Below are 26769 nucleotides of genomic sequence, written 5' to 3'. Positions count from 1 at the left end.
CATATGGCAGGAATATCGGTATCCTATATCATTGTCAATTTCCGTACGCCGGATCTGGTACTAGCTTGCATTGGGTCGATTCAAAATCACACCAAGCAGCAATCCTATGAGATTATTGTCATAGATAATGCTTCCGGTGGCGATTCCGTGGACAAATTGGGGGAAATACCGGACGTGATTTTTATTGCCAACGGGGATAATTTAGGTTTTGGGGCCGCGAACAACCAAGGGGCGAAATTGGCACGGGGGCGGTATTTGTTTTTCCTTAACTCAGATACCTTATTGTTGGGCAACGCTGCCAATACTTTCGTCCATTTCATGGACCACCCCGACAATGCGCTGGTGGGGTGCTGTGGGGGTGATCTTGTGAATGAAAGCATGGAGAAACAAGCCTCGTATGGCAACTTCCCGTCGCTTAAGGGAATTATTTTCGAGATGGGGCTTCACCGTTTTTTTCCAAGGAAGTTTGAAAAGCAATTTTCGATAGCTGTTAAGAATACGTACTCCGAGCCGCAACCCGTTGATTATATTTCGGGAGCCGATATGTTTGTTAGAAAGGAGTTGTTCGAAAAAATAGGCGGGTTCGATACCGATTTTTTTCTTTATTTTGAAGAGACTGAACTTTCTTATCGGATGAAAAAAGCAGGTTACCGTTCGATATTATTTCCAGCGGTTCAAATTATTCATCTTGAAGGAGCGTCGCATCAACCAGGGGATAGCATGCCTCTTGCGAAGGCGGCATATTTCGAATCAAGCCGGCTGAAATTTTTCCGGAAGACCAAAGGGAATGCAACAGCAACATTGGTCAAGATGTTATTAGCTTTCCAAGCATTGGTGAGGGCTTGCCTGCATCGGAATCGTTACTACCTTAAACTATTTCGTATAATTGTAAAATCGTGACTGAGCAACTAAAAAAGAGGGTCCTGTTGGTGTTTGGTACCCGGCCCGAGGCGATAAAAATGGCGCCCGTCATTAGGGCACTTTCCAAATATGGCTCGGCGATGGACGTTGGCGTGTGCGTCACCGCTCAACATCGCGAAATGCTTGATCAAGTACTCGGTTTTTTTGGGGTGAAGCCTCAATTCGACCTTGATCTGATGCAACAGAACCAGAGTCTATTCGGGCTCACTGCCGACATCATTAAACGGATGGAACTCGTATTGGATGATTTCCAGCCCGATATAGTGCTGGTGCACGGCGATACGAGTACATCAATGGCCGTTTCCCTGGCCTCATATTATGCGAAGGTGCCCGTAGGGCATGTGGAGGCAGGTCTTCGGACATACCAGCGTTATTCACCTTTTCCAGAAGAAATGAATCGCCAGCTTACAGGGAAGTTGGCTACTTACCACTTTGCACCAACCGAAGGGGCAAAAGCCAATTTATTGGGAGAAGGCATTCCATCTTCATCGATTTTTGTAACGGGCAACACGGTTGTGGATGCACTCCATTGGTCCAGCGAGACACTAAATTATTATCAAGATGAAGAAATTGCCGCCTTGAAAGCATTGCTTTCTCCCGCCAGGAAATGCATTTTGGTAACCGCACATCGTCGTGAAAACCAGGCAGCCGGATTACACCGTATCTGTGATGCGCTAGCCCTGCTCGCCGCCCGTCCTGACATGCAGATACTGTTTCCCGTACATCGCAGTCCTGCGGTCAGGGAAATTGTCTATGAGCGGTTGTCGCATATCGAAAACATAAAATTAATAGAACCGTTAGGGTACCCGGCATTTATTTGGTTAATGCTACAGGTTTATTTCATTATTTCGGATAGCGGCGGTATTCAAGAGGAGTCTTCCGTACTGGGGAAGCCGGTGTTGGTTATGCGCGATTTTTCGGAGCGCCCCGAGGCCATTGGTGTAGGTTCGATGAAGCTGGTTGGAACCGACACGGATCGGATTTATCAAGAAGCCATCGCTTTATTGGACAACGACTTGACTTACCAGCGCATGGCAACCAAATCAATGGTGTATGGCGACGGACATAGTGCCGATCGCATTGCCCGAATCATTGCTGATCTTTAGAAGTGATACCATGCTATTAGTTCTTGCAAATTATCCGGGAGAGAGTACGCGACATGAAGGGATGTCGCAGCGTGTAATTGCAATGGACCAACTATGTGCGTCTCGGCGCCGTAGTTACCTTACGGTTTCTCATCGGCTTTATTGGCACGCGGAAGTAGAATGGTTTGCAGAAGATGGGGTGCAGTACCGCTACAACATATTCAGGCATTTCTTGCCGATTATCAAGCTGCTTAGGCAGGCGGATACACTTTATTTTCATTCGGTCATCAATATATTACCGCTTTTACCGTTCCTCGGGTTTATCCGGAGACAGTCGTGCGTCGTATTGGACGCCCATGGGGTCGTTCCAGAAGAAATTCAATACCAGGGAGCAGTACGGAAGAGCAGGTTGTACGAGCTTGCCGAGCAACGAATATTCCGGCGTGCAGATAACGTGGTGACGGTTTCTGACGCGATGACTGCTCATTTCAGACACAAATACCCCACATGGAAAAAGCGGGCAATCCGCTATCCGATCTTGCCTGCCCATGTAGGAAGCCAAGCTCCTATCATAGATGGCGAAAGGGCGGACGATGATAGGGTTCATGTGATTTACAGCGGTAATCTCCAATCTTGGCAAAATATAGATTTGATGGTTTCGCTGATTAGAAGGAACTTGTCTGATCGCATTAGATATACCTTGTTGACCGGGCAGGCAGCAGAATTGGAGAAACGCCTATTGGATTCAGGAGTCCAGTTTGGTAACAACATTCGGGTACTGACCGTTTCGCCCGATGAATTGCAGGCATATTACCAGTCGGCCCATTATGGATTTATTATGCGAGACGATATGTTGATTAATCGCGTCGCGTGTCCAACGAAACTGGTTGAATACCTTTTTTACGGTATCATACCGATTGTAAAGAGCAGTCACATGGGTGACTTTGAGTATGTTGGCTACGAATATCTCCGTTATCAAGATTTTTCCGCAAATTTGCCAGTAAGGAAAAGTAAGAAGAATAGGGAGCTGATGATGCGGTATGCAGGTGATTTGCGCATGGTCGACTTCGAACAATTGATTGCCCGTGAACGATAAGCCGGTAGTTTCTATATTGATGGCTACTTTCAATGGGGGAACGTACCTCCGCGAACAACTTGACTCGTTGATTGGGCAGACTTATACATTTTGGCGCTTGATTGTCCACGATGACGGGTCCGCCGACGATACTCTGTCGATACTGAACGAATACCAGCGGGAGGATGCACGGATTACAGTGATGGATGACGGAGTGGTTAACCTCGGCCCGGCAGCCAACTTTTTACATCTCATGAGGCATGTGGAAGGCGAGCTATATATGTTCTGCGATCAGGACGATATCTGGCTCCCCGAAAAAGTGGGCAAGATGGTTGCGGCTATTTCCAGCTATGACGGCCCGGCAGCACTTTATACCAATTCTTACCTATATGTGGGGGGTAAGGCAGTATCGCAAAAATCAACGGTAATCCATCCCCGTACACTCAACGATACGTTGTTTTTCAACTCAGGTATCCAAGGGTGTGCAGTGATTTTTAACAATCGATTGATGGAGATTATGCAGCCCTTCCCAGGTAGCGTAGCGATGCACGACCATCTCATAACGATGGGCGCAGTAACGTTTGGTCAAATAGTTTACTTGGATGAAGTGTTGGTTTGGTATAGGCAACATGGCCAGAACGCGACAGGTAACCAGCCGATCGGTACGGTGCGGAGGTTGGTCTCTTTTTTCTCGGCCAGAAAGCCGGTTATCAATAGGCTTCACTACAATGCAAACAAGGCTTTCTATGAGCGCTACATCCAGCTAATGGATGCATCCAAAAGGGAGCTGTTCGAAGCCTATTTCCGGTTCGCCTCCAGCCGCTCTGTACTGGAACGATTGTTTGTTGTATTGAAGAACAGATTTGCGCTAGGCAATAAAAAGGGGCTCCTTCTGTTTAAGACGTTAATAAGGACACCGATCAATTGATGATTTAGCATGCACGGCACATCCACCCCATACGTCACTGTCTTTACACCTGCATATAATAGGGGTGCTTACCTTGGGCTGCTCCATGAAAGTTTAAAGAGACAGGATTTCCGTGATTTCGAGTGGGTAATCGTAGACGACGGGAGTACCGACGGCACGGGCGACGCTGTGGCTGGTTTTATAGCGGAAAACGACATCGATATCCACTACTATTATCAACAAAATGCCGGTAAACATGTAGCGGTCAATAAGGGAGTACAGGTAGCTAAGGGAGAGTTGTTTTTTACCGTAGATAGCGACGACACGCTTGTATCACATGCGTTATCTGCTGTCGTTCAACAATGGCAGGCAGTTCTCAGACTGCCGGATGCGACGACAAAGTATGCTGGAGTCTGCGGACTGCGGGTGCATGAGGATGGTGGGGTGATAGGAGGCGAAGTCGATTACGAAACGCTGGATGTTTCGCCCATTGACTATCGTTTTAAATTGCATTATAAGGGCGATCGAGCCGAAGTAATCCGCACGGCTATTATGGCACAATATCCCTATCCTGAGATTTCTGGCGAGCGGTTTTGTGCCGACGCATTGACGCTCAACCGCATCGCCCGCCATTATGTAATGAGATACTTCAAAGACGGTATTTATGTTTGTGAGTATCTGCCCGGAGGGATCACCGATTCCTCCGTACAACTTCGAAAGGATAGCCCGAAAGGAGCTTGCCTGTACTATGCAGAAATGGCAACCTTACCGGGATTGACAAGAATCCAGCGGCTAAAAGCGACATTGAACTACTGGAGGTTTGCGGTTTACGATAGAGGCACATCGTTCAAAGAACACCGGAGGGCTATTGGCTCCCATTGGTCGTACATGATGTACCCGGCTGCGTTGCTGCTGAAATTTGTTTATAATTGAGTTGTCATTTTGGAGAGATGATACCATATTATATATTATTTTTTGTCACTTTCTTATTTACCATCTTTGATTTTATACAATCAAGGTATGTAAGGCTTTGCGCTTATGTGCCACTTTGTTTGTTGTTGATTGGGTTTGTGGGGCTACGTGGACTGGGGGTGGATAATGACGGGGTTGCCTACCAAGATGCCTTCCGCTTGGTGGGCGAGAAATATTCGTGGCTCGATTTACTGCGCGGAAATTATGACGAAACGATGGAGCGCGGGTACTTGCTCTTCAATTTGTTTGTTTTTGCGCTTGGCGGCAATATTCATGTCGTTTTCGTGGTCATGGCATTGCTTACTGGTTTGCTGAACTTCACGTTGATCTTCAAATACAGTCCGATGCCCTTTCTTTCCGTCTTGGTATACCTGTGCTTCTTTTTCCTGTACCGAGATTTTACACAGATTCGATATGCGCTGTCAGCAGCGATGGGTTTTTGGTCGATCTGTTTCTTTGTGGATAAAAAATATGGGTGGTCTTTTACGTTGGTTTTCTTTGCGGCTTTTATACACAGCTCTGTGCTTATTGTGCCCCTGTTTTACTTGCTGTATATAGCCATACGGAGATATACCTTCTATCTGATTTTACCACTGGCGGGATTGGTAATCGGTTTTTTTGATCCAGTGATGTATCTATTCATGCTGGGTGGACTGCCCCCAACGTTGGCTGGTTACGTAGAGCAGGAAGAGTTTGGGAAAAGCGGCTATATGCTTTCTGCGATAGCGGAAATTTTCATGCTGGGCATATTCTATTATCGAAGCAAGCTGACAACTTTTTATGGTGACCGTGCTATTGATCTATTTATGGTCGCTTTGTCGTTTGGTTCGTTCATCAACCTGATGTTTATTTCGTTTGCAATCATGCAGCGGCTATCGTCGCTTCTTTTTACGGTGATCGTCTTGGTGATGCCCTACCTGTTTAATGTAATAGAGGAGGATGTAAAAGACCGCAACATCGGTGTATTAATCAGGTTGGTTTTTGCCATATTCGTATTGTATTACGGATTGAAAATGATTGATATTGAGTTGGTAAGACCTTATTCCATTCTATGATTCCTAAAATAATACATTATTGCTGGCTGAGTGACGATCCTTATCCGGAATTGATCGAGCAATGTTTTGCCAGTTGGAAACTGAATCTGGCAGGATACGAATTATATCGGTGGGATATTGGCAATGCTCCGAAAGTGCCTTGGGTACTGGAAGCGTTTGAAGACAGGAAATATGCCTTTGCGGCTGATTATATTAGGTTTCATGCCTTATATCATATGGGAGGAATTTATCTGGATGCGGATGTGGAAGTCTTCCGATCTTTTGATGCGTTGTTAGCCCGTCGATCGTTTATTGGGTATGACATGATGGGTGATATCGAAGCCGCTGTAATCGGTGCTGAAAAAGGATGCAGTTGGGTTAAAGCTTGTTTGGATGCGTATGAAGGCAGGCATTTTAGACTGGATAATGGACGATTGGATATGGAGACCGTTCCTTATCTAATTGGCCGCGTCATTCAGCAGCAATATGGTGTGGCGGGAAGGAAATGGGACGTTCTAGAGGATAGGCACGAACTTACGTTGTTTCCCGCCACGTATTTTTCCCCGAAAAACCTGTTCACCAAAAAGACCGAAATCGGTCAAGAGACGGTATGTGTTCACCATTTCGAAGGGCAATGGGTGAAACGGACACCGCTATTTGTCCTCAAAAGTTTTGCACATCGGGCCGTATTGTTTTTGTTTGGACAAGAGGTACACAACAAGCTGGCCCGAACCGCCAGAAAACTACTTGGGGTAAATTAAGTAAACGTGCCGGAAGACACAGAAACTGTGTAACAATTGATTGCAATGTCCAGTAAAATATGTTTGGTTTCAAATACGTCTTGGAGTTTCTTGCGCTTCCGGACAGACGTAATCAAGTCACTGGTAAACGCTGGCCATGAGGTTTTGCTGTTGGCACCTCGGGATGAACATACGGAGCGGTTGAAGGAATTGGGCGCGCGGATTATCATTTTGGAATGGCTCTCGAGAAAGGGGCTTAACCCTATCACGGATTTGATGCTCTATAGGGAATTTATGCGTATATATTCCGAAGAACGGCCGGATTTAGTGTTTCAATATACGATAAAACCAAATATCTATAGTACATTGGCAGCCAGGCGTTTTCGCATACCCACCATAGCGGTAATAACGGGTTTGGGTTATGCATTCATTAACAAGGGAGTGGTCACGTTTCTAGCTAGGCAACTTTACCGGCTAGCCTTGCGCAATGCTAGATCGGTGTGGTTTCTCAACCAAGATGATTTCCAATTTTTCGTTACGCACAGGTTAGTAGACAAGAAAAAAGCAAGGCAAATCCCGGGTGAAGGCATTAACTGCCATGATACGTTTAATCCACAACTAGTCGCCGCGGCCAATGTGGATACCTCGACCGTTACATTCTTGTTTATAGGGAGGTTGCTCTATGACAAAGGGATAGCTGAGTATGTTGCCGCGGCGAGACAGATAAAAAAAGATTATCCCCACGCGGTATTTTGGATTATGGGGTATCTAAATGTCGACAACCCCACGGCCGTTCAGCAAGCACAATTGGATGAGTGGGTGAGTGCGGGAACGGTGACATACCTGGGGGCATTGGATGACGTAAGGCCGACCATTGCTTCATGCGATTGCGTTGTTCTGCCTTCCTATCGGGAGGGTATGTCAACTACGCTGCAAGAAAGTGCTTCGATGGCTAAGCCGCTTATTGCCAGTGATATTACAGGCTGCAAGGAATTGGTGGAGGAGGGTATGAACGGTTTTTTGAGCGGCGTAGGCGATGTGGAAAGCCTGGTGGCGTGCATGACGCGTATGTTGCTGCTTACGCCCGCTGAACGGAAAGCGATGGGCGGCATCGGACGGGAGAAGATGATCAAGGAATATTCGGTCGACCGCGTAATTGCAATTTATCAAGAGACAATAGCTACAGTAGAGCAAAAGACAATAAAATAAAGCAAATCTCTTAGTACGCAGCGAAAAAAATCAGTTTATTTGTGGTAATTTAGAAGAATGGTTTTTGATTTTGAGTTTTTAAGGTAAGCAAATCGGGTTGATGAAGTATAGATGTTTTTATTTTGCCAGTATTCTTCTGATGGCTATGGTTGGCTTGTTTGGCGGCCCATGCTTAGGCCAGAGCATCAGCGCAACAGATTTGTCGAATGTCCGTATTGATGAACTGACGGACGATCAGATTCGCGCCTACCTGAAGCAGGCTGAAACGTCTGGATTGAGCGAAAGCCAAATGGAGGCGATTGCGCGCGAGCGCGGGATGCCGTCTACCGAGATCCAGAAGTTGCGCGAACGGATAGCTAACCTGGATGGGACCGAAGCCGACCAACGTACATCATCGGCATCATCGAAAGCACGAAGCGAGCGCGAGGTGATCGATTCGTTATCGACACCAACTAAAGTGGATACTCCAGCGGCTGATTCGGTGCGTAATGGTGGTTTGCGGATTTTTGGTGCCACGCTGTTCCGGGGAGCTTCGCCCGTTTTCGAACCTGATTTGCGTATTGCAACACCCCGGAATTATGTAATCGGGCCTGGCGACCAGATTTTGATTGATATTTATGGCCGGTCAGAAGAAGATCATACGCTCTCCGTTAGTCCCGAAGGGACGATCAACATTCCCTATATCGGCATTGTTTCCGTGGGGGGAATGACTATTGAGCAAGCCACAGCACGCATCGAATCTAAACTTTCTGCTGTCTATTCTGCGATCAGAAGTGGTGATACCAAGGTGAGTGTAACGCTCGGTGATATCAGAAGTATCCAGGTGACGGTCACTGGAGAAGTGGTTCAACCAGGGTCCTATACATTGCCTTCGGTCGCCAAGGCATTCAATGCACTGTATTTCTCGGGGGGGCCTACTGAAAACGGTTCGTTCAGGGATATCCGGGTAATCCGGAACGGAAAAGAAGTAGCGGTACTCGATATCTACGATGTGCTGATGAATGGTTTTTTTTCGACCAACATCCGGCTGGAAGATCAGGACGTACTCATGGTGCCGCCTTACCAAAATAGAGTTTCCGTCATTGGGCAAGTGAAGCGGCCCGCTATTTTTGAATTGAAAGACGGTGAGACTTTTGAAAGGCTGCTGGCGTATGCGGGAGGTTTTACAGAGGATGCCTACCGGGCCCGTATCAAAGTAACTAGGCGCACTGATAAGGAACAGCGTATAGAAGATGTCTTGCAGACCCAATACGCACATTACACACCGAAACTCGGTGATCGATACGAAGTAGCGTCCCTATTGAAGCGCTTTGAAAATCGGATACGGATTGAAGGGGCCGTATTCAGGCCTGGTGATTATGAGTTGAGCCCTGGGCTGACGCTATCCATGTTGATAAAAAAGGCTGATGGGCTACGGGAGGATGCATTCTTGAACCGTGGATATATACTTCGATTGAAGGACGACACGCAAACCGAGCAGTTATCATTCGATGTGGCTGGAATCGTCGCGGGAACGACCCCCGATGTGGAATTGAAACGCGAAGATGTGGTTACCATTGCGTCTATTTTCGATCTGCGTGAGCAGTATACGGTCGATATCGATGGCGAAGTCCGGGCACCGGGGCAATTTTCATTTGCCGAGGGAATGACCCTGCAGGATCTGATCGTTAAAGCCGGCGGTTTTCGCGAAAGTGCCACCAGTAGCCGGATAGAGGTGTCTCGGCGCGTGAAGAATGCAGACGCTCTGTCGCAGTCTGCCCAAACCGCTGAGGTATTTCACGTAATTACGGGTAACGAATTGAGCAAAGCTGACCAGGATTTCGTGCTGATGCCGTTTGATAAGGTCGTCGTTCGGACGGCCACTGGCTATGAAACCCAAAAGACAGTTTGGGTGGAGGGCGAGGTACTTTATCCGGGCGAATATACCATCGCCCGAAAGGACGAGCGGATTTCTGACATCATTAAACGGGCGGGTGGCTTTACACCGTTTGCCTACGTTGAGGGGGCATCACTGAAACGTGCCGGAACCCCAGATACATTGAAACCAGCTGAAACGGGTGCTGAAAGGGGTAGGAAAGAACTTGCGCAGCAGGATGAATATAACCGGATGCTTACTTTACGGCAATTGCAGAGCGACGCGAGCATCATTGATGAGGGTGCCATCAATAGGAATACCGATAATGAATTCGTTGGAATTAACTTGGAGCGTATTGTCAAGAACCCCGGGTATCGCGGCGATCTGATTTTACAGGACGGCGATGTGGTCAGAGTGCCAAAGGAGTTACAGACTGTCAAAGTCTCGGGAGAGGTACTCGCGCCGTCTACGGCGGTATACGCTCCATCGAAAGGCTTCAAGCAGTATATTTCCCAAGCCGGTGGTTTCTCGTCGCGCGCGTTAAAAAAGAGTGCCTATGTGTTGTATGCCAATGGATCGGTGAAAAGTACCAACCGGTTCCTGTTTTTCAACAATTATCCACCGATTAAGCCGGGAGCGGAAATTTTTGTTCCACAGAAGGAAGTAAAAGAACCGATGACCCCTCAGCAATGGTTAGGTATCAGCTCCGGTGCTGCTTCGTTGCTGGCCATTGTGCTAACTATGTTGCGTTGATAAGTTTATGTGCAAATGGGTGATAACACGATGAACTCCCCGCAAGGGCAATATCATGGAATTAGTCTAAGGGAGCTGATTCTGAAGGTAACTGCATTGGTTCGGTACCTTCTGAGCAAATGGGCAATTATACTGACTATCGCGCTATTGGGTGCTGTTCTCGGTCTTTGCTATTCCCTTTTCAAAAAAACCAACTACACGGCTACACTGAGTTTCGTTATGGACGAGTCTAGCGCTTCCCAGGGCAGTTTGGGGGCCGCGGCAAGTATCGCTGAACAATTCGGATTCAACTTGGGTGGAATCGGTGGTGTAGGTGGTTTTTTTCAGGGCGATAATATCATCGAGTTTTTGAAATCGCGTTCGATGATTGATGAAACGCTGCTTACGGAAGTAGAGGTAGATGGAGAGAAGACGTTGTTGGTAGATCGATACATCGCTTATACCAATCTTCGGGAAAAATGGGCATCAAAAAATTCACCATTGGCCAATTTGCAATTTCGCGATACGGTGGGTGTCTTTAAACAAGACAGTCTGATGGCAACGTTTTACAAGGCTATCCTAAAGAATAACCTTGTTATCGATAAGCCCGATAAGAAGTTTAATATCATCAACATCGAAATGGAAAGCGCCGATGAAGTGTTTTCAAAGATGTTTGCCGAGACATTGATTAAAAACGCGACGGATTTTTATATCCAAACGCGTACGCAAAAGGCGAAAGAAAACTTAGACGTACTTACACATCAGGTAGATTCGGTACGCAGGGAACTCAATGAGGCAATCGGGGGCGTAGCCGCGGCCACAGACGCGAACCCAAATCCAAACAAAGCATTTCAAAGTCTGCGCGTGCGTTCGCAGCTATACACCGTAGATGTACAAGCCAATACGGCAATCCTGACGGAATTGGTGAAAAACCAGGAACTTGCAAAAATAACATTACGTAATGAGAAACCCGTTATTCAGGTGTTAGATAGGCCAATTCTTCCGTTGGAAAACGACAAGTTGGGGAAATTGAAGGCCATCATAATCGGGGGGTTCATCGGAGGTTTCCTGACGTGTTTGGTATTATTGATAGCCCAACTTTACCGCCAAATCATGAGTGGGGACCTCGCATGATGGTGTGACCCATACGATCCCGTTTAGCCCGCAGGTACTGTTCGTTGTAAGGGTTGGAAGGGATTTCAATGGGCACGTTTTCCACGATCTCCAATCCGTAGCCCACCAATCCTGCCCGTTTCGTGGGGTTGTTGCTCATCAGTCGCATTTTCGTCACGCCGAGGTCCCTCAGTATTTGTGCGCCGATGCCATAATCACGATGGTCGGGCTTGAAGCCCAATTCAAGATTGGCATCCACGGTATCCAACCCGTTTTCCTGCAGGTTATATGCATGTAGCTTATTGATCAAGCCAATACCTCGGCCTTCTTGATTCATGTAAACAACCACCCCTTTGCCTTCCTCTTCAATCATTTGCATGGCGCGATGTAGCTGTGGGCCGCAGTCGCACCGGCACGACCCGAAAATGTCGCCGGTTACGCATGAACTGTGTACGCGGACCAGAATAGGCTCATCGGGCACCCATTCGCCTTTGTAAATGGCTACATGCTGCTCCCCGGTATTTTTCTGCGTGTATGCCGTAAGGTTGAACTGCCCCCATTCAGTGGGCAAATTGACAGATACCTCCCGGGTAATCAACGAGTCTTTGTTGAGTCGGTATTCGATCAGGTCCTGAATGGAGATGATCTTCAGGTCAAACCGCTTTGCTACTTCCATCAGGTCGGGCAGCCTGGCCATTTCGCCATCATCTTTGAGGATTTCGACCAAAACACCTGCCGACTCGAATCCGGCAAGACGGGCAAGGTCGACCGCAGCTTCGGTGTGCCCCGCACGGCGGAGTACGCCACCGTCTTTCGCAATCAACGGAAAGATGTGGCCCGGGCGCCCGAACTCCTCGGGTTTTATATCGGGATTGATGAGTGCTTTGATGGTTTTTGAGCGGTCTGAAGCCGAAATGCCGGTTGTGCATCCGTAGCCTTGCAAATCTACCGATACGGTAAAATTCGTTTCATAAACAGCCGTGTTATTGCCCACCATCAAGTTCAGGTTGAGTGCTTTGCACCGCTCTTCGGTAAGAGGGGCGCAAACCAAGCCACGCCCGTGGTTGGCCATGAAATTGACAATCTCTGGAGTAGCATTACGTGCGGCGGTAACGAAATCCCCCTCGTTCTCGCGGTCTTCATCGTCTACCACGATAACCACTTTGCCAAGCTGTATATCCCTTATGGCCTCTTCAATCGTATGTAACCTAGTGCTCATTGTCTACCTTCATTACGATGCAAAGGTACGCTTCATTACGATGACTTCATATAATCGCCATGTAAAGATTTATGCTGCGGGGTTTGCATCCGGTTGCCGATACCGAGCCGTCCTTTGACCCAGGCAAGTGCCTTGGCAATCTTAAGGCGGTATTGTTCAATGTCAAACAAGGCTGAGTCGGTAGCGGCCTTATAGGCTAGGAAAATGGCCAAGGGCGATAATACAAAGATAGCCATCCACATGCCCCAAAAGGTATCGATATTGCCCTCTTTAGCCGATTTTTCACTCACTGTGGAGATAATGTGATAGATAAGGAAGAAGATAATCGCCACGACGACGGGTAGGCCCAGCCCACCTTTGCGGATAATGGCACCTAACGGTGCGCCAATACAGAACAACAGCAGGCACGATACCGCTAAGGTAAACTTACGTTGAAACTCGACGTTGTACAAAATGTCTTTATTGCTGTAAAACGTATCCTCATCTGCTTTGAGGGTCACCACATCTTTAATATACCGCACCTGGCTCATGGCGCTACTGATAACCGCGTTGCGCTTCTCGGTTGGAATAGTTGTTACGAAACCCTGTTGGTAATGCATGGGCTCCGAAATTGCTAAAGTAGTGTCTTTGGGTTTATAATAGTCGTTGAAATAATAGTAATATGATTTGATCTCGCGGAATACGGTATTCCGTAAACTGTCCATCTGATGGGCATTGGAATCCGTATACTGTTTCAACTGCTTCAGGTTAAGCATAGCGTGATGGCTTTTGAACAAGTTCTCGTCCGTCCGTTTCATCTGGAAAGCAGACATGTCAAACTTTTGTTCGGTTTCATCGAAATAAAACCGGGTGAATTGCTGCCGCGGGTTGTACACACGGGCATCCTTCACCCGGGTGTCCTCGTAGCTTACACCGTCTTTGAGTTTGAGTATCATGGTATTGTTGTCCGGCGAATTATAGATGTATCCCTCCTTCGCCAGCAGTACTTTGTTGGCGGTGTTGCTTGATTTATGGTCATAAATCATCAAATCGTGCAAGATTTTACCGTCTTTGCTTTTGCCTTTCGCCCGGATGGAATACCCTGGGATGGTGTTGTTGAAAATGCCCGGTTTGATGAAGAAATCAGCTTGCTTGATCCGGACATCGTACAGCAGGGACCCCATTTTGAGGTTTACCACGGGCAGGATATAGTCACTGAATAGGAACGCGCCGGCACTGAATAAACCCACCAGTACAAATAAAGGAGCCATCGCTTTCCGAAGGGATACCCCTGCGGCTTTGATAGCGACCAACTCATAACTTTCGCCCAAGTTGCCAAATGTCATTATAGACGACAACAACATGGAAAGGGGCATGGCCATCGATATCTGAACGGCCGATTGGTAGGCCAATAATTCGAGGATCACGTACCATTCAAAACCTTTGCCTATCAAATCGTCGATATACTTGAAAAGGAAAAGCATAAGGAGAACGAACATCACGATAAAGAACGTGACGATAAATGGCCTGATGAAGGATTTCAGGATGAGAAGATGGATTTTTTTCATCAAAATATGTGCCCCCGACTACCTTAAACGCAAAGGTACTATTTTTTAGGCACCTATCACGCTTTGGAGATATTCGATCTGGTTGTCCCAGATGAGTTTGCGGTCATCGAGGGTCTCTTCCCACGAAAAGTCGGTGATGGCAAGCGCTACGTCATTGGTGAGCTCATCCTGTATGATTTCCATTTCGAAATGATAGGGTTCGTCGTCTATCCACTTATACTTGACCAGCTTATTTTCCCTGAGGCTGATCAGCTTGGCAACGTGCAGTTCACCGTCCCAATCAAATTCGTAAATGCCATCCTTGAAGTTTACATCATCAGCAAACCATTGAGCCAATGCATTGGGCTCATGCAAGAAAGAAAATAGAATTTTCGGAGACGACTTGATTTCGTATTCCAAATGGAATTTGATTTTTTCTGCCATGCAATTGTGATAATTAAGTGGTTCTGCTATTTGTATGAGCTTTGATAACTTTTTTTCTAAAGAAAGGGAAAATAAACTATATTTGCAAACTAATTTTTTGGCGGGGTAGCTCAGATGGTTAGAGCGCAGGATTCATAACCCTGAGGTCGGCAGTTCGATCCTGCTCCCCGCTACGATGAATGGAATGGGTTGCTTTTCAGGCAGCCCTTTTTTTATAATGGGAAGCGGGGTACCTGGCGGTTGGGGGCTCGGGCAGCAGTTTTCAGCACGGGCGATTTGGCATCTTTACCTTATAAAAATGCCGAATCGTAGAAGATGTAGTAGATATGCTACAACAAGTGCAGGAAAGGTTTTATTTTCTGTTACTAAACACTACCTTTATTCCATTGTGGAATTAGCGGCTTTATCCACGTGGTTTACAAGACTTAATGTATAACAATTTCCGCTTTATAAAGTTGGTTAACTGAGGTTGATTAATTTTGAGGGACAGGTGTGTTGAGCCTGGATCATTTTTAGAGACGATTATTAGATGTTTGATATGACGAATCGACAGCAAGGAGAAGCGGGGTATCGGCCCCTTTTCTTTCGCTTAACGAATGATGACGACCGACGGGCATTTGACGCCATGCTACGGCAAAACCCCAAGGCAAGGCAATACGATACGATACAACAGCAACTGGGCGAATTGATACGTATCTCTTCCCCAGGGAAAAAATTCGATAAAGCCGAGTTGCATGCGATGATAGCTGCGCATACCGGGGGTCTCCCCTTCGAAGATTACGGTGTTTGGGTGTATTTCCCTTGGAACGGAAACTGTGTGCATGTGCTCGACGAGGAGGAGTTTGTGAAGGTGCGTACGAATCGGAACGTGTATAAAATTGATTTTCACGAAGTCGATCTGTTGCGGACAAAGAAAGTAGGCATCATCGGCCTGTCGGTTGGTCAAAGTATCGCACTAACGATGGCCATGGAACGGACCTGCGGCGAAATCAGGCTGGCCGATTTCGATGAAATCGAACTGAGCAATATGAATCGGATACGTTCGGGTATACAAGATCTTGGGGTTAATAAGACCATTATTGCCGCTAGGCAGATTGCCGAAATAGATCCCTACATACATGTTGTCTGCTATACAGAGGGTGTTAACGACCAAACCATCGATGATTTTTTCTGTAAGGGCGGAAAGATTGATGTCTTGGTCGAAGAATGCGATGGGATTGATGTGAAAATACTGAGCAGGTTGAAATCGCGGTCGCTCCAAGTGCCCGTGGTTATGGATACCAACGACCGGGGGATGTTGGATGTAGAACGGTTTGATTTGGAAAAAGAAAGACCCATACTACACGGTGCAGTTACAGATCTGGAAGGAATGCGAATGGCAGAATTGGTCTATAAATTAAGAAATTTAAGTCTCGGCGAAAAAGTCGAATACCTTGCCAAGATCATCGGGATGCAAAATATTTCGGGGGAAATGTTGCGGTCATTGGAAGAATTGAATAAAACAATTGTTGGCTGGCCCCAACTAGCATCGGCGGTCGTGTTGGGCGGCGCAATGGTGACCGACGCATGCAGACGGATTTTGTTGGGAAAGCCGATGCCATCAGGGAGATATTTCGTTGATTTCGAAGAGTTATTCAGAGAACCATCCGCTCATAAATGATTCAAATAAGAACTTTTAAGGCTCCCGATGATCCTGAGGCTTGCGAGAAATTCATCATTGGGCACCAGAAATTGCTGGAGATATTCGGGATTTCCAAAATCACGTCCAACCGACAGGATTGGGTAGACGACGAGCATACGATCGTTATATTGGTGGAGGACAAGGATACCCGGGCAGTGTATGGGGGTGCGCGGGTACAAATGGTGAGTGACCGGTTTTCCTTACCGATAGTGACAGCGATCGGCAAGTATGATGATAAAATATACGAGATGATCAACGAAGACCAACAGCGTGGAGGTACCTGCGAAATCTGTGGTCTTTGGAACTCCCGGGAAGTGGCCGGCATGGGGATCGGAAGTTATATCCTTTCCCGTGTCGGAGTAGCCATTACCAAGCAACTGCCGGTTGTCAGTTTATTCGTTTTGTGCGCGCCGATTACGGTAAAGATGGGCCTGCGGTTGGGGTGTACAATCGAACGGGAATTGGGAAACGACGGATTGTTCTACTATCCCAAAGACGATTTGATTGCAACCGTAATGCGGCTGAAAAATATCGATGATTTGTCATTAGCGACGGATATGGAACGGGGGAAAATTCTTTCATTGAGGCAAGACCCGCATCAATTTGTGGTTGAAAGTGGCCCAAAGGGGGCGTTTGAAGTAGAGTATAATTTAGGGATTCCCCATCTGAGTTTATGACACGGACGATACGCACATTGGTTTTGCTGGGAATGGGGCTTTTGCCCTTTTTTGGTTCGGGGCAGACAAATGATACCGTCGTAGTGTTTAATGATGCCTCCTCCCTTTTGAGAATAGACCGCCATGTGTTTGTTTACCAAGATTCGACCAACCAGCGGCACTTAGGCCAGGTGGCCGAATTTCCATTCGAGGAACAGGATAGAGGCACCCCCAATTTGGGGATCACCAATGTTACGGTCTGGGTGAAACTGCACCTGTTGAATGCGACGGAAGATAGTTTGTTGTACATAACCGTACGGCAACCCTCGATCGACCAAATCTGCTTATATCAGGCCGATACCCTTGGATACGGGGAATCATGCTTGGGCGAAATCAAACCCTACCATGAACGCTTTGTCGATAACCCGGCCTATACGTTTCCGATTACCTTAAAAAAAGGGGAAATACAGACTTACTATTTCCGTATCCTGTCGAAAGACCAAATACAATTGCCGATTTTACTGGGCACGTCAACGACCGTTTTTGAAGTATATTCCAAAGATAACCTGCTTTTCGGTATGTATGCAGGTATTATCTTGGTCATGATGCTGTACAATCTCTTTGTTGCACTGACCGTACGGGATGCGGTATACATATATTATATTATTTACATTTTTTTCGTAGGGTTAACGCAGGCATTCTTCCAGGGATATGCATTTAAATTTCTATGGCCCCATAGTACGTGGCTCGCAAGCAACGGCTCTGTTATCATTCCCTTTCTGTCTGGTATTTCGACGATTCTTTTCATTAAGCCGTTTCTGCAGATCCGGCGTTTCCTCCCTCGGCATATTTGGGGGCTCCATGTGTTGATACTATTATACATCGTAAGCCTGGCTTTGGGATTGGCGGGACACTATCATGTCAGTATACTGTTACTGCAGTTGACAGCGTCTGGCGGTTCGGTGTATGTAATCGGGTTGGCATTCGTCATCAGGCAAAAAGGCTACCGCCCCGCTTTGTTCTTTTTAGTGGCTTTCTCCATATTTCTGTCAAGTGTGATTGTGTTTGCACTCAGGAATTTCAATATGATTCCGTTCAATGGATTCACTTCCTATATTTTGGAAATCGGATCGGTTATCCAGATTGTTCTCCTTTCTTTTGCGCTCGCCGACAAAATAAATACATATAGGAAAGAGAAAGAAGATTCGCAATTGGAGGCAATAGCGATTGCCAAGGAAAATGAAAAACTGGTGCGTGAGCAAAACATTGTCCTTGAGCACCGCGTAGGGGAACGCACGCACGCGCTAAAAGAATCAAATGAATCGTTGCAGCGTACGTTGGCACATCTTAAAGAGACACAGTCGCAGCTTGTCGAAGCGGAAAAGATGGCCTCCCTCGGCCAGCTAACCGCGGGCGTGGCCCATGAGATAAATAATCCGATAAACTTTGTGACATCGAATGTGGCGCCCCTAAAAAGGGACGTGAACATGGTTTGGGACGCCATCGCAGAGATAGAACGTATCGCATTGGTTGATAATATGCCAGTTGGAGAGAAAGAACGCCTTATCCAAGCATATAAGGAAGATATTGACGTATCGTACCTCAAGACCGAAATAGATTTTCTCCTCAAAGGAATGCACGAAGGAGCTACCCGGACAGCTGAAATTGTCAAAAGTTTGCGGATATTCTCGCGGGTAGACGAAGAATCGCTAAAATTTGCCGATATCAATGAGGGATTGGATTCCACCCTGGTAATCCTTAATAGTGTCATCAAGGAGGGGGTCACGGTTGTTAAGAAATTAGGTGATTTGCCGCCAATAGAATGTTATCCGGGCAAATTAAACCAAGTCTTCCTGAATATCATCACAAACGGACTTTATGCCATCAATAAAAAATTCAATGGCAAACCGGGCGGTATCCTGGAAATTGAAACAACGGCAGATTCGGAAAATGCGCACATATCCATTCGGGATAACGGGATCGGCATGTCTGACGAAGTGAAAGGTAAAATATTCGAACCTTTTTTCACCACCAAAGAAGTGGGTGAGGGTACGGGCTTAGGTATGTCGATAGTCTATAATACCATCAAAAAACATCACGGCGAAATCAATGTTGAAACATCCGTTGGGGAAGGTGTACGTTTTTTAATCACCATTCCACTTGTTCAACAGGTACAAGTGGAATAAGTTTACATTATTACACCAATTATATTAATTTTGTTAAGTATATCATTAAATTAGCCAGATAGACTTTCCTTGTGTGATGCTTCAATCTCCGGAAATACTTTACATTGATGACGAAGCCAATAACTTGGTTAGTTTCAAAGCAACGTTTAGGTACAGGTATCCTATTCATACGGCAATAAGTACCGATGAAGCTCGGGAGATTCTACGTTCTAATTCGAACATACGGGTGATTTTTTGTGATCAACGGATGCCGGGAGAAACAGGCATCGAGTTTTTGCATGAAATCAAGCAAGATTTTCCCTTGCCCGTACGGATTTTGTTAACGGCCTATGCCGATCTCGAGACCGTGGTCGATGCCGTAAACAAAGGGCATATTTTTCGTTTCGTGCGGAAACCTTGGGTGGAAGAGGAGATTATTTCGTCCATTGAAGAAGCCAATAAATTTTTTGTTACCGACTCGATGTTGGCCATCCGGAATGAGGAACTCCAAAAGGCATATGACGAGCTCGACAAGTTTGCCTATAGTGTAAGCCACGACCTGCGCGATCCATTGACGGGGGTCCTTTCGGCCATTAAGTTAGGGTTGGAGTTCGATTCGGTTGAGCGGATTCACGAGATCCTGGCGCTGATGGAAAGCTCGGTACTGCGACTGAATACTTATATCAACAGCTTGCATGACTATTATTTGCTGAAGCGCGGTGAACTGACCATTTCCGACATTGATTTCGAAGCTCTTTTTGGGTACCTTAAAAGTTTCTACAGTATCTATACCCAAAGTAACAGCGTGGCCTTTTCCGTGAAGAGTAGTCAAGAGGAAGGTTTCAGGTGTGACGAAACGACGCTTAAGCTGATCCTGCATAACCTGCTGTCCAACGCGTTCAAGTACCAAAAGAAGGAAGGGAATAATAAGGCGGTGGAGCTATCGGTAGTCGTCGATGGCGGAAAAGCTACGATAGGTGTTACGGATACCGGGATTGGTATCGCTGAGGGAGACATCGGTGAGATTTTTAAGCTGTTTTTCAGGGGTAGTGATCAAGCGGAGGGCACTGGATTTGGACTTTACAATGTGAAGAGTGCCTTGGCTAAGCTCCGTGGCGAAATCGAAGTCAGTTCGGTCGAAGGGAAGGGGACGACGTTTATCGTGACAATCCCGAGCAAATAACGATATGTGAGGCGGCGGCCAGGCTAAGAAAGAAGCTTCTGTCTTAGCAAAAACTCAAGTTGCTCATTGGTAACCTCGAGCTGTGAAAAGGATTCCTTGATTCTCTTCCTTTCGGAAAGTATTTCATACGCCCGTTGGATTGTATCATCCAATTCCTCCTCGCTCCAAGGCTTACTCAAGTAATGGAATATCTTTCCTTTATTTACCGCGTCAACCACCGCACTCATATCGGCGTAGCCTGTAAGTAAAATCCGCATGGGTTCCGGATTTACCTTGATGACTTCCTCTAAAAACTCAACCCCGGTCATTTGTGGCATCCGCTGGTCGGTAATGATGATATCTATGGGATGCTGTTCGACAATCCGTATGGCTTCTATGCCGCTCAGTGCGGTATATACCCTATACTTCAGACGGAAGGTAGCTTTGAAAGAAATCAAATTGTTCTCTTCGTCGTCTACATATAGAACGGAAATTTTAGTTTCCATGTTTCAATGGTTTTTAACCTAACGTGTGTTTTGTTTACCAACCTGCAATATGATGACATGCGGTGAAGCTCTTCCCCTAGCTTCCTGACCAACGGCGAAAGATAGCCATTACAACAACCAAGTTACTAATTTTTGGATTCAAATAACCATTAATCAATAATATTTTAAATAAAGCCACCCAAAAGGGTGATTTTGACAATAAGGTTGTGCTATTTATTAAATACGTGTGCTTGTTATGACAATTTGTTTCTCACTAGTTCAATAGACAGACGGGCAATTAAAATGCCTTCCTCCCGCAATGGGGTGGGGAGAAAGGCATCATTTCATGTGAGCGGCTGCGGTAGAAGGGAGCCGCTGCTCATACAATACAGGGTTTTATGCTCCGAGCTGAACCCGTTTGAAAACGGTCACTGTCAGCCCTTTTGAAACACTGTCCAAGAATTGGGCAATGTTTTTTGAGGAATCTTTTACAAATTCCTGGTTTAAGAGCGTAGATTCCTTATAGAATTTGTTGAGTTTGCCCTGCGCTATTTTCTCTACCATTTCTTCCGGCTTGCCTTCCGCACGGATTTGTTCTTTGGCTATTTCCAATTCACGCTCAATGGTACGGGCATCTACGTCATTCTTATCGATCGCTACGGGATTCATCGCAGCGATTTGCATGGCAACGTCCCTGCCGGCCTCTTCTGCACCCTCAACTGCGTTGCTGAGCCCTACTAATACACCTAGGCGGAAGTTGCCGTGAATGTAAGCGACCACTTTTTCCGCTTCAACCGTTTCGTAAGTCGATACGTCAATCTTTTCACCGATTTTACCGGTTTGGTCGAGCAATAGGTCCGCGATTTTCACACCGCCGATTTCCAGTTGTTTCAACTCCTCAAGCGAAGCCGGCGCGTGGGCCACAGCTGCATCTGCAATCCCCTCTCCAAATGCAATGAAATCTGCATTTTTTGCTACGAAATCGGTCTCGCAATTCAATTCGATGATGACACCTTTTTTCCCATCTTCTGTCGTTTTTGCGATAACCACGCCCTCATTGGAGTCGCGGTCTTGGCGGCTGGCAGCTACCTTTGCCCCTTTTTTACGCAAATAATCGATGGCGGCCTGGAAATCGCCATTCGCCTCAATGAGCGCTTTTTTACAATCCATCATGCCAGCGCCGGTTTGTTGGCGCAGCTTATTTACGTCTGATGCTGAAATTTGTACTGTGGACATTGTATTTTCCTTGTTTTGTTATGTACGATTTGTCGGTCTGCAGACCATATTAACCTCCGTATCGGATTAAAAAAACCGGATGGCACACTGGTTAACGGAAGTTCGAATCTCTTCCAGCGCCCCTCGTCCATCCGGTTTGAAAAAACGGTTATTCTCCGTCCTGGCTGCTTTCCGCTTCTGCTTTCGCTTTACGAGGACGTTTTCCGCCAGCTTCGATTTCGGCCTTAGCTTCTTCCTCTTTGCCTTCAACTTCGGCTTCTTCACCATTGTCTATTTTGGCTTTCGCAGCTGCGGCTTCCTTCTCGGCCTCTTCTTCTTTGTCGCGTTTGCGTTCTTCCAATCCTTCTTGGATAGCCTTCCCGATGATTTCCGTAATAAGGGAAATCGATTTGGATGCATCGTCATTGGAAGGGATGGGGAAGTCGATATTGGTAGGGTCCGAATTGGTGTCTACCATCGCAAACGTGGGGATGTTCAACTTCAGTGCTTCGCTCACGGCAATATGCTCTTTCTTCACGTCGATGATGAAAATAGCAGCGGGCAAGCGGTTCAAATCGGCGATGCCGCCCAACAGGTTCTCCAATTTGATGCGTTCGCGTTGTATCATCAATTTTTCTTTTTTCGATAATACATCAAATGTGCCGTCTTTCGTCATCTTGTCAATGTTTGACATCTTTTTGATCGACTTGCGAACGGTCGCGAAGTTGGTAAGCATCCCACCAAGCCAACGCTCGGTCACAAACGGCATGTTTACCGCTTTGGCTTGTTCCGTGATGATTTCCTTTGCCTGCTTTTTGGTGGCTACGAAAAGCACCTTTCTCCCAGATTTCACCACCTGTTTGATCGCGGAGGCCGCTTCTTCCAGTTTGGTGAGGGTTTTGTTTAAGTCTATGATATGGATGCCATTGCGCTCCATGAAAATGTACTTGGCCATTTTCGGATCCCATTTACGGGTAAGGTGACCGAAGTGTACACCTGCATCCAGTAACTCTTGATATGTAGTTCTTGCCATTTTTTTGTTCTCCTTAAAAGATTAACGTTTACTGAATTGGAACTTCCTGCGTGCTTTGCGGCGTCCTGGTTTCTTACGCTCTACCATACGGTCGTCGCGTGTTACCAGTCCCTTGGCGCGCAGTGCAGGTTTCACCTCCGGGTCTAGCGTGATCAACGCTTTGGCTATCGCTAAGCGAACGGCCTCGGCCTGCCCTTTGATGCCGCCACCGGCTACGTTAACCTTTACATCATAGTTGCCAGCAGCGCCGGCTACCTCTGTGCTTTGGGTCACAATATATTGCAATGGCAATGTGGGGAAATATTCCTTGTAATCTTTGCCGTTTACAGTAATGTTACCGCTACCGGCACTCAGATAAATGCGGGCTACTGCGGTTTTTCTTCTTCCTGAAGTGTTAGTTGTCGACATTTCGTTGCTCCTTAGAATTTAACAGTTTTTGGATTTTGCGCTGCATGGGGGTGTTCGTTGCCCGCATACACATACAGGTTCTTGAACAGGGCGCGTCCTAACCGGTTCTTGGGCAACATGCCCCGAACGGCTTTTTCCACGATACGCGTGGGATGCTTCGCCAATAATTCTTTGGGAGAATTGAAACGCTGGCCACCCGGATAGCCGGTATACCGTTGGTATACTTTGTCCACGAGCTTGTTGCCAGTCAACTTAACCTTGTCTGCATTGATCACAATCACGTTGTCGCCGCAGTCTACGTGTGGGGTGAACGAAGGCTTGTGTTTCCCCCGGATTACCTTGGCAATCTGGGATGACAAGCGCCCCAAAATCTCGCCTTCAGCGTCAACAACAATCCACTCCTTGCTGACGGTGTTTTTGTTGGCAGAGACAGTTTTGTAACTTAACGTATTCACTTGCTTTGTTTTGAAATAATTAATAAATATATTTAACCCCTTTATTTTAAGGGACTGCAAAGGTACGATAATAAAATTTATTTTTCAAAGTTATGTGGCGAGTAATAATCAAGGTATCCAGGGTTTGGGTGGTGGCAGGCAGCATTTGGTGCGCAACGGGCCTTGTCTTCGCCCAGGAAGCCGCGGTGCAGGATACACGGAAAACCGAGGATAGTCTGTCGGCCAAAAGCCTTTTTGACCAAGGGGTGCGGCAGAAAGCGGCTGGACAGCTAGCGGTGGCCGAAAAAACGTTCGAACGCGTGGTCCAACTACAGCCTGCTAACGACGAGGCCCATTTCCAATTGGCACAGCTATATATGGAAGGCGAGGACCTTACCGCCGCAGGGCGGGCCGCCCTGCGGGCTGCGGAGCTCCAGCCAGACAATCTATCCTACTGGACGATTGCACTGGATATTTACCGCAAAGCGAGAAACGTCAAAGCCATGCCTGTCGTATTGGATGAGCTTATCCGGCTGGAGCCGGGAAATGCTTCTTTTTATCACGAGAAAGCGTATGCATTATTTCTAGATAAGCGCTATGGCGAAGCACTGACCACATGTGATACGATAAGTGCCCGATTCGGGATGACGGATGATCAACACTTTACCAAACACCAGATTTACCTGGCGCAAGGCGATACGAATGCCGCGATAAACGAATTGGAAGTATTGGTTTCGAAAAAACCTGCTGAAAGTAGAGCCTACATTCTGCTGGCCGAATTGTATACCAACACGGATGAGACCAAAAAAGCCATCGCCCTCTTGGATGAGGCGACGGATATTTTCCCCAATGCGCCCCTTGTTTTGCTCGGCAAGGCGGATGCCTACCTGGCCATGGGTAAACAACGGCAAGCCTATGGATACCTTCAAGAGGCATTCCGCAGCGACAGTTTGGGAATCGATGCGAAAGCGGGTATTCTTTATAGTGCGTTGGCCAATATGCGGCGCCCACTTGCAGAGACATACATTGCCGGATTGGCCGATTTGTTTGCCGATACCTACCCGAAGGAAGAGAAGGCACATGCCGTGCGCGGCGATATCTACATGCAATTGCAAAGGGCTGAGGAGGCCCGGGGTGCTTATTTGGACGCATTGGATATCAACCGGTATATAGAAGGGATTTGGCAGCAGCTGTTGCAGGTGGAACTCCAACTGGGGCGTTACGACGATGTCGAAACCCATGGTAAAGAAGCGTTGGCCCTCTTCCCCAATCAGCCGCTTATCCTGTTCTTTACCGGGCATGGCTACCTGGGTAATCGGCGCTATGAAGAGGCCCGCACACATTTGGAGTCGGCGCTCAACAGGGCGGATGAAGAGCATACCCCGCTATTGACACAGCTGTACAGCAGCTTGGGCGACGTTTACAATGCGATGGATATGCATGCAGAATCGGATGTGGCTTACGAGGAAGCTATCGCGCTGGATACCACGAATGCATATGCCCTGAATAACTATGCCTATTACCTGGCACTCCGCAAACAGAAGTTGACGTTGGCCGCCGAAATGTCGAAGCGGTCGAACGAATTGACACCCGGCAACCCCTCTTACCAGGATACATACGCATGGGTGCTCTTCCAGCAGGGTAACTATGAAACCGCGCTGGAATGGATAAAAAAAGCGATCGAGGGCTCCGACCCCGCATCGGAAACATTGCTGGAGCATTATGGCGATATCCTGGCGAAGTTGGGGCAAACTGGCAAAGCCGTGGCGCAGTGGAAGAAAGCCAGGGCCCTTTCCGAATCTGTTGGCAAGGATATTGATAAGCTATCCAGAAAGATTGATGTACAGCAATATGTTGAGTAGGTGGGCCGGCTTGTGCCTTGTGTTGGTCTTTTCGCTTTCGTGCGGGCCAAAGAAGCGGATGGTCCCGGCAGGAGATAGTGAAATACGTGTGCCCGGGGCGGCGAGGAGAGCAGTGATGAGCCGGGTCGCCCAACAGCAGTTGCATTACTCCACGTTCAGCGGACGCGCCAAGAGCAGCCTTACCATCAATGGGAAGGAGCGTTACGATGTAACGGCCAATGTGCGCATCGTGCGCGACGAGGCAATTTGGATTTCAGTAACCGCGCTCATGGGTATCGAAGTTGCCCGTGTGTTCATTACGCCGGATAGCATACGGATCGTCAACCGTTTACAAGCAGCGTATATCAAGAAGCCGTTCGAATACCTGCGCGATTTTACGGGCAGCGGATTGGACTTTCCAAGTCTGGAGCGGTTGCTGGTGGGCGATGTAATAGACCAAGTAGCAGGAGATGATTTGGAAGTTTGGAAAGGTCGGGACGGGTATCTGTTGCAAAGGCAAGTCGATGACATGGCGTATACCGTGCGTGTCGATACCGCCTACCGGAACAGGCATACGTCGATCGCGGAACCGGTACGTGACCAACGGCTCGAAGCCTTTTATTCAGATTACCAAGCTACCACGCGGAACCCCTTTCCGCACCAAATGGACATCTCGATCGTCGCCCCGCGTTTCACCCTTCAATCCGAGGTGAAATACAGCAGGGTGCTTTACGACGAAAACGTCGAATTGCCTTTCAGCGTTCCATCAAGGTACACCGAAATCCAATAATGCAGAACAATGCGTGATTATCGGGGCAGATTTATTACTTTCGCAGACAATAACTGGCTGGCTGACG

Annotated in this window: 24 protein-coding genes and 1 tRNA gene; 17 read left to right on the top strand and 8 right to left on the bottom strand. The window is 47.2% G+C overall.

Annotated elements, in window-relative coordinates; all coding sequences use genetic code 11:
• Window positions 1-3: 3 nt before the first annotated feature.
• The 10 genes from ACEVG1_RS08965 to ACEVG1_RS08920 all read left to right on the top strand — a co-directional run bounded on the left by ACEVG1_RS08965 (window position 4) and on the right by ACEVG1_RS08920 (window position 11664).
• Window positions 4-900 carry a glycosyltransferase family 2 protein gene (locus ACEVG1_RS08965; protein WP_374743320.1) on the top strand — a complete coding sequence of 299 codons (897 nt, stop codon included), beginning with the start codon at window positions 4-6 and terminating at the stop codon, window positions 898-900.
• Window positions 897-2027, top strand: a complete 1131-nt coding sequence (gene wecB, locus ACEVG1_RS08960; RefSeq protein ID WP_374743319.1) for a non-hydrolyzing UDP-N-acetylglucosamine 2-epimerase — start codon at window positions 897-899, stop codon at window positions 2025-2027. Before ACEVG1_RS08965 ends, wecB begins: the two co-directional genes overlap by 4 nt.
• Window positions 1975-3102: a hypothetical protein gene (locus ACEVG1_RS08955; RefSeq protein WP_374743318.1), complete on the top strand. Its 1128-nt coding sequence runs from the start codon at window positions 1975-1977 to the stop codon at window positions 3100-3102. Before wecB ends, ACEVG1_RS08955 begins: the two co-directional genes overlap by 53 nt.
• A gap of 19 nt (window positions 3103-3121) precedes the next feature.
• Window positions 3122-4009, top strand: coding sequence for a glycosyltransferase family 2 protein (locus ACEVG1_RS08950; RefSeq protein ID WP_374743317.1), 888 nt, complete (start codon window positions 3122-3124; stop codon window positions 4007-4009).
• Between the two features lie 9 nt (window positions 4010-4018).
• Window positions 4019-4921, top strand: a complete 903-nt coding sequence (locus tag ACEVG1_RS08945; protein ID WP_374743316.1) for a glycosyltransferase family 2 protein — start codon at window positions 4019-4021, stop codon at window positions 4919-4921.
• Between the two features lie 119 nt (window positions 4922-5040).
• Complete coding sequence (locus tag ACEVG1_RS08940) at window positions 5041-6015, top strand: EpsG family protein (RefSeq protein ID WP_374743315.1); 975 nt, start codon at window positions 5041-5043, stop codon at window positions 6013-6015.
• Window positions 6012-6755 (top strand): glycosyltransferase family 32 protein, encoded by a 744-nt coding sequence (locus tag ACEVG1_RS08935; protein WP_374743313.1) that lies wholly within the window; start codon window positions 6012-6014, stop codon window positions 6753-6755. The genes ACEVG1_RS08940 and ACEVG1_RS08935 overlap by 4 nt, the downstream gene beginning before the upstream one ends.
• 45 nt (window positions 6756-6800) lie before the next feature.
• Complete coding sequence (locus ACEVG1_RS08930) at window positions 6801-7943, top strand: glycosyltransferase family 4 protein (protein ID WP_374743312.1); 1143 nt, start codon at window positions 6801-6803, stop codon at window positions 7941-7943.
• A gap of 100 nt (window positions 7944-8043) precedes the next feature.
• Window positions 8044-10551, top strand: coding sequence for an SLBB domain-containing protein (locus ACEVG1_RS08925; protein ID WP_374743311.1), 2508 nt, complete (start codon window positions 8044-8046; stop codon window positions 10549-10551).
• A gap of 15 nt (window positions 10552-10566) precedes the next feature.
• Window positions 10567-11664: a Wzz/FepE/Etk N-terminal domain-containing protein gene (locus tag ACEVG1_RS08920; protein ID WP_374743310.1), complete on the top strand. Its 1098-nt coding sequence runs from the start codon at window positions 10567-10569 to the stop codon at window positions 11662-11664.
• Here ACEVG1_RS08920 and ACEVG1_RS08915 read toward each other — a convergent pair.
• From ACEVG1_RS08915 to ACEVG1_RS08905, 3 genes are read right to left on the bottom strand one after another with little or no spacing between them, the layout of a single operon-like run.
• Window positions 11642-12862 (bottom strand): bifunctional 3,4-dihydroxy-2-butanone-4-phosphate synthase/GTP cyclohydrolase II, encoded by a 1221-nt coding sequence (locus ACEVG1_RS08915; RefSeq protein ID WP_374743309.1) that lies wholly within the window; start codon window positions 12860-12862, stop codon window positions 11642-11644. The two genes, ACEVG1_RS08920 and ACEVG1_RS08915, sit on opposite strands and share 23 nt — an antisense overlap.
• A 35-nt stretch (window positions 12863-12897) precedes the next feature.
• Complete coding sequence (locus tag ACEVG1_RS08910) at window positions 12898-14409, bottom strand: LptF/LptG family permease (RefSeq protein WP_374743308.1); 1512 nt, start codon at window positions 14407-14409, stop codon at window positions 12898-12900.
• A gap of 45 nt (window positions 14410-14454) precedes the next feature.
• A complete protein-coding gene (locus ACEVG1_RS08905; RefSeq protein WP_374743307.1) occupies window positions 14455-14832 on the bottom strand; it encodes an START-like domain-containing protein in 378 nt (125 codons plus the stop codon).
• Between the two features lie 99 nt (window positions 14833-14931).
• On the opposite strand from ACEVG1_RS08905, the gene ACEVG1_RS08900 reads away from it, so the two are divergent.
• From ACEVG1_RS08900 to ACEVG1_RS08880, 5 genes are all read left to right on the top strand, one after another.
• Window positions 14932-15005: transfer RNA gene (locus ACEVG1_RS08900), tRNA-Met, on the top strand.
• A 365-nt stretch (window positions 15006-15370) separates the two neighbouring features.
• Window positions 15371-16492 carry a ThiF family adenylyltransferase gene (locus tag ACEVG1_RS08895; protein ID WP_374743306.1) on the top strand — a complete coding sequence of 374 codons (1122 nt, stop codon included), beginning with the start codon at window positions 15371-15373 and terminating at the stop codon, window positions 16490-16492.
• Window positions 16489-17190 (top strand): hypothetical protein, encoded by a 702-nt coding sequence (locus ACEVG1_RS08890; protein ID WP_374743304.1) that lies wholly within the window; start codon window positions 16489-16491, stop codon window positions 17188-17190. The genes ACEVG1_RS08895 and ACEVG1_RS08890 overlap by 4 nt, the downstream gene beginning before the upstream one ends.
• Entirely contained in the window at window positions 17187-19355 is a 2169-nt protein-coding gene (locus ACEVG1_RS08885) for a 7TM diverse intracellular signaling domain-containing protein (protein ID WP_374743303.1), read from the top strand. The genes ACEVG1_RS08890 and ACEVG1_RS08885 overlap by 4 nt, the downstream gene beginning before the upstream one ends.
• Window positions 19356-19431: 76 nt before the next feature.
• Window positions 19432-20517, top strand: coding sequence for a hybrid sensor histidine kinase/response regulator (locus tag ACEVG1_RS08880; protein WP_374743409.1), 1086 nt, complete (start codon window positions 19432-19434; stop codon window positions 20515-20517).
• Window positions 20518-20540: 23 nt separating this feature from the next.
• Here ACEVG1_RS08880 and ACEVG1_RS08875 read toward each other — a convergent pair whose 3' ends face one another.
• The 5 genes from ACEVG1_RS08875 to rplM all read right to left on the bottom strand — a co-directional run bounded on the left by ACEVG1_RS08875 (window position 20541) and on the right by rplM (window position 24092).
• Window positions 20541-21002 carry a response regulator gene (locus ACEVG1_RS08875; protein WP_374743302.1) on the bottom strand — a complete coding sequence of 154 codons (462 nt, stop codon included), beginning with the start codon at window positions 21000-21002 and terminating at the stop codon, window positions 20541-20543.
• Window positions 21003-21377: 375 nt separating this feature from the next.
• A complete protein-coding gene (tsf, locus tag ACEVG1_RS08870; RefSeq protein WP_374743301.1) occupies window positions 21378-22217 on the bottom strand; it encodes a translation elongation factor Ts in 840 nt (279 codons plus the stop codon).
• Window positions 22218-22365: 148 nt separating this feature from the next.
• Window positions 22366-23229, bottom strand: coding sequence for a 30S ribosomal protein S2 (gene rpsB / locus ACEVG1_RS08865; RefSeq protein WP_374743300.1), 864 nt, complete (start codon window positions 23227-23229; stop codon window positions 22366-22368).
• A 21-nt stretch (window positions 23230-23250) separates the two neighbouring features.
• Window positions 23251-23637 carry a 30S ribosomal protein S9 gene (gene rpsI, locus ACEVG1_RS08860; RefSeq protein WP_374743299.1) on the bottom strand — a complete coding sequence of 129 codons (387 nt, stop codon included), beginning with the start codon at window positions 23635-23637 and terminating at the stop codon, window positions 23251-23253.
• A gap of 11 nt (window positions 23638-23648) precedes the next feature.
• Window positions 23649-24092, bottom strand: a complete 444-nt coding sequence (gene rplM, locus ACEVG1_RS08855; protein WP_374743298.1) for a 50S ribosomal protein L13 — start codon at window positions 24090-24092, stop codon at window positions 23649-23651.
• Between the two features lie 92 nt (window positions 24093-24184).
• On the opposite strand from rplM, the gene ACEVG1_RS08850 reads away from it, so the two are divergent.
• On the top strand, window positions 24185-25933 hold the full coding sequence (locus tag ACEVG1_RS08850; RefSeq protein WP_374743297.1) for a tetratricopeptide repeat protein: 1749 nt from the start codon (window positions 24185-24187) through the stop codon (window positions 25931-25933).
• Window positions 25923-26702 carry a DUF4292 domain-containing protein gene (locus tag ACEVG1_RS08845; protein ID WP_374743296.1) on the top strand — a complete coding sequence of 260 codons (780 nt, stop codon included), beginning with the start codon at window positions 25923-25925 and terminating at the stop codon, window positions 26700-26702. Before ACEVG1_RS08850 ends, ACEVG1_RS08845 begins: the two co-directional genes overlap by 11 nt.
• The last annotated feature ends 67 nt before the right edge of the window (window positions 26703-26769 follow it).

Source organism: Parapedobacter sp. 2B3 (genome assembly GCF_041925275.1).
GTDB classification, from domain to species: domain Bacteria; phylum Bacteroidota; class Bacteroidia; order Sphingobacteriales; family Sphingobacteriaceae; genus Parapedobacter; species Parapedobacter pyrenivorans_A.
Note: the sequence above shows the minus strand (reverse complement) of the source record. Positions and strands in the feature narration are given on the sequence as shown.

Bases quoted from the DNA above. Each gene is read 5' to 3' on its own strand.
- ACEVG1_RS08965 (WP_374743320.1), top strand. From the start codon at position 4: ATGGCAGGAATATCGGTATCCTATATCATTGTCAATTTCCGTACGCCG.
- ACEVG1_RS08955 (WP_374743318.1), top strand. From the start codon at position 1,975: ATGGCGACGGACATAGTGCCGATCGCATTGCCCGAATCATTGCTGATC.
- ACEVG1_RS08950 (WP_374743317.1), top strand. From the start codon at position 3,122: ATGGCTACTTTCAATGGGGGAACGTACCTCCGCGAACAACTTGACTCG.
- ACEVG1_RS08945 (WP_374743316.1), top strand. From the start codon at position 4,019: ATGCACGGCACATCCACCCCATACGTCACTGTCTTTACACCTGCATAT.
- ACEVG1_RS08935 (WP_374743313.1), top strand. From the start codon at position 6,012: ATGATTCCTAAAATAATACATTATTGCTGGCTGAGTGACGATCCTTAT.
- ACEVG1_RS08930 (WP_374743312.1), top strand. From the start codon at position 6,801: ATGTCCAGTAAAATATGTTTGGTTTCAAATACGTCTTGGAGTTTCTTG.
- ACEVG1_RS08925 (WP_374743311.1), top strand. From the start codon at position 8,044: ATGAAGTATAGATGTTTTTATTTTGCCAGTATTCTTCTGATGGCTATG.
- ACEVG1_RS08920 (WP_374743310.1), top strand. From the start codon at position 10,567: ATGGGTGATAACACGATGAACTCCCCGCAAGGGCAATATCATGGAATT.
- ACEVG1_RS08915 (WP_374743309.1), bottom strand. From the start codon at position 12,862: ATGAGCACTAGGTTACATACGATTGAAGAGGCCATAAGGGATATACAG.
- ACEVG1_RS08910 (WP_374743308.1), bottom strand. From the start codon at position 14,409: ATGAAAAAAATCCATCTTCTCATCCTGAAATCCTTCATCAGGCCATTT.
- ACEVG1_RS08905 (WP_374743307.1), bottom strand. From the start codon at position 14,832: ATGGCAGAAAAAATCAAATTCCATTTGGAATACGAAATCAAGTCGTCT.
- ACEVG1_RS08895 (WP_374743306.1), top strand. From the start codon at position 15,371: ATGACGAATCGACAGCAAGGAGAAGCGGGGTATCGGCCCCTTTTCTTT.
- ACEVG1_RS08890 (WP_374743304.1), top strand. From the start codon at position 16,489: ATGATTCAAATAAGAACTTTTAAGGCTCCCGATGATCCTGAGGCTTGC.
- ACEVG1_RS08885 (WP_374743303.1), top strand. From the start codon at position 17,187: ATGACACGGACGATACGCACATTGGTTTTGCTGGGAATGGGGCTTTTG.
- ACEVG1_RS08880 (WP_374743409.1), top strand. From the start codon at position 19,432: ATGCTTCAATCTCCGGAAATACTTTACATTGATGACGAAGCCAATAAC.
- ACEVG1_RS08875 (WP_374743302.1), bottom strand. From the start codon at position 21,002: ATGGAAACTAAAATTTCCGTTCTATATGTAGACGACGAAGAGAACAAT.
- tsf (WP_374743301.1), bottom strand. From the start codon at position 22,217: ATGTCCACAGTACAAATTTCAGCATCAGACGTAAATAAGCTGCGCCAA.
- rpsB (WP_374743300.1), bottom strand. From the start codon at position 23,229: ATGGCAAGAACTACATATCAAGAGTTACTGGATGCAGGTGTACACTTC.
- rpsI (WP_374743299.1), bottom strand. From the start codon at position 23,637: ATGTCGACAACTAACACTTCAGGAAGAAGAAAAACCGCAGTAGCCCGC.
- ACEVG1_RS08850 (WP_374743297.1), top strand. From the start codon at position 24,185: ATGTGGCGAGTAATAATCAAGGTATCCAGGGTTTGGGTGGTGGCAGGC.
- ACEVG1_RS08845 (WP_374743296.1), top strand. From the start codon at position 25,923: ATGTTGAGTAGGTGGGCCGGCTTGTGCCTTGTGTTGGTCTTTTCGCTT.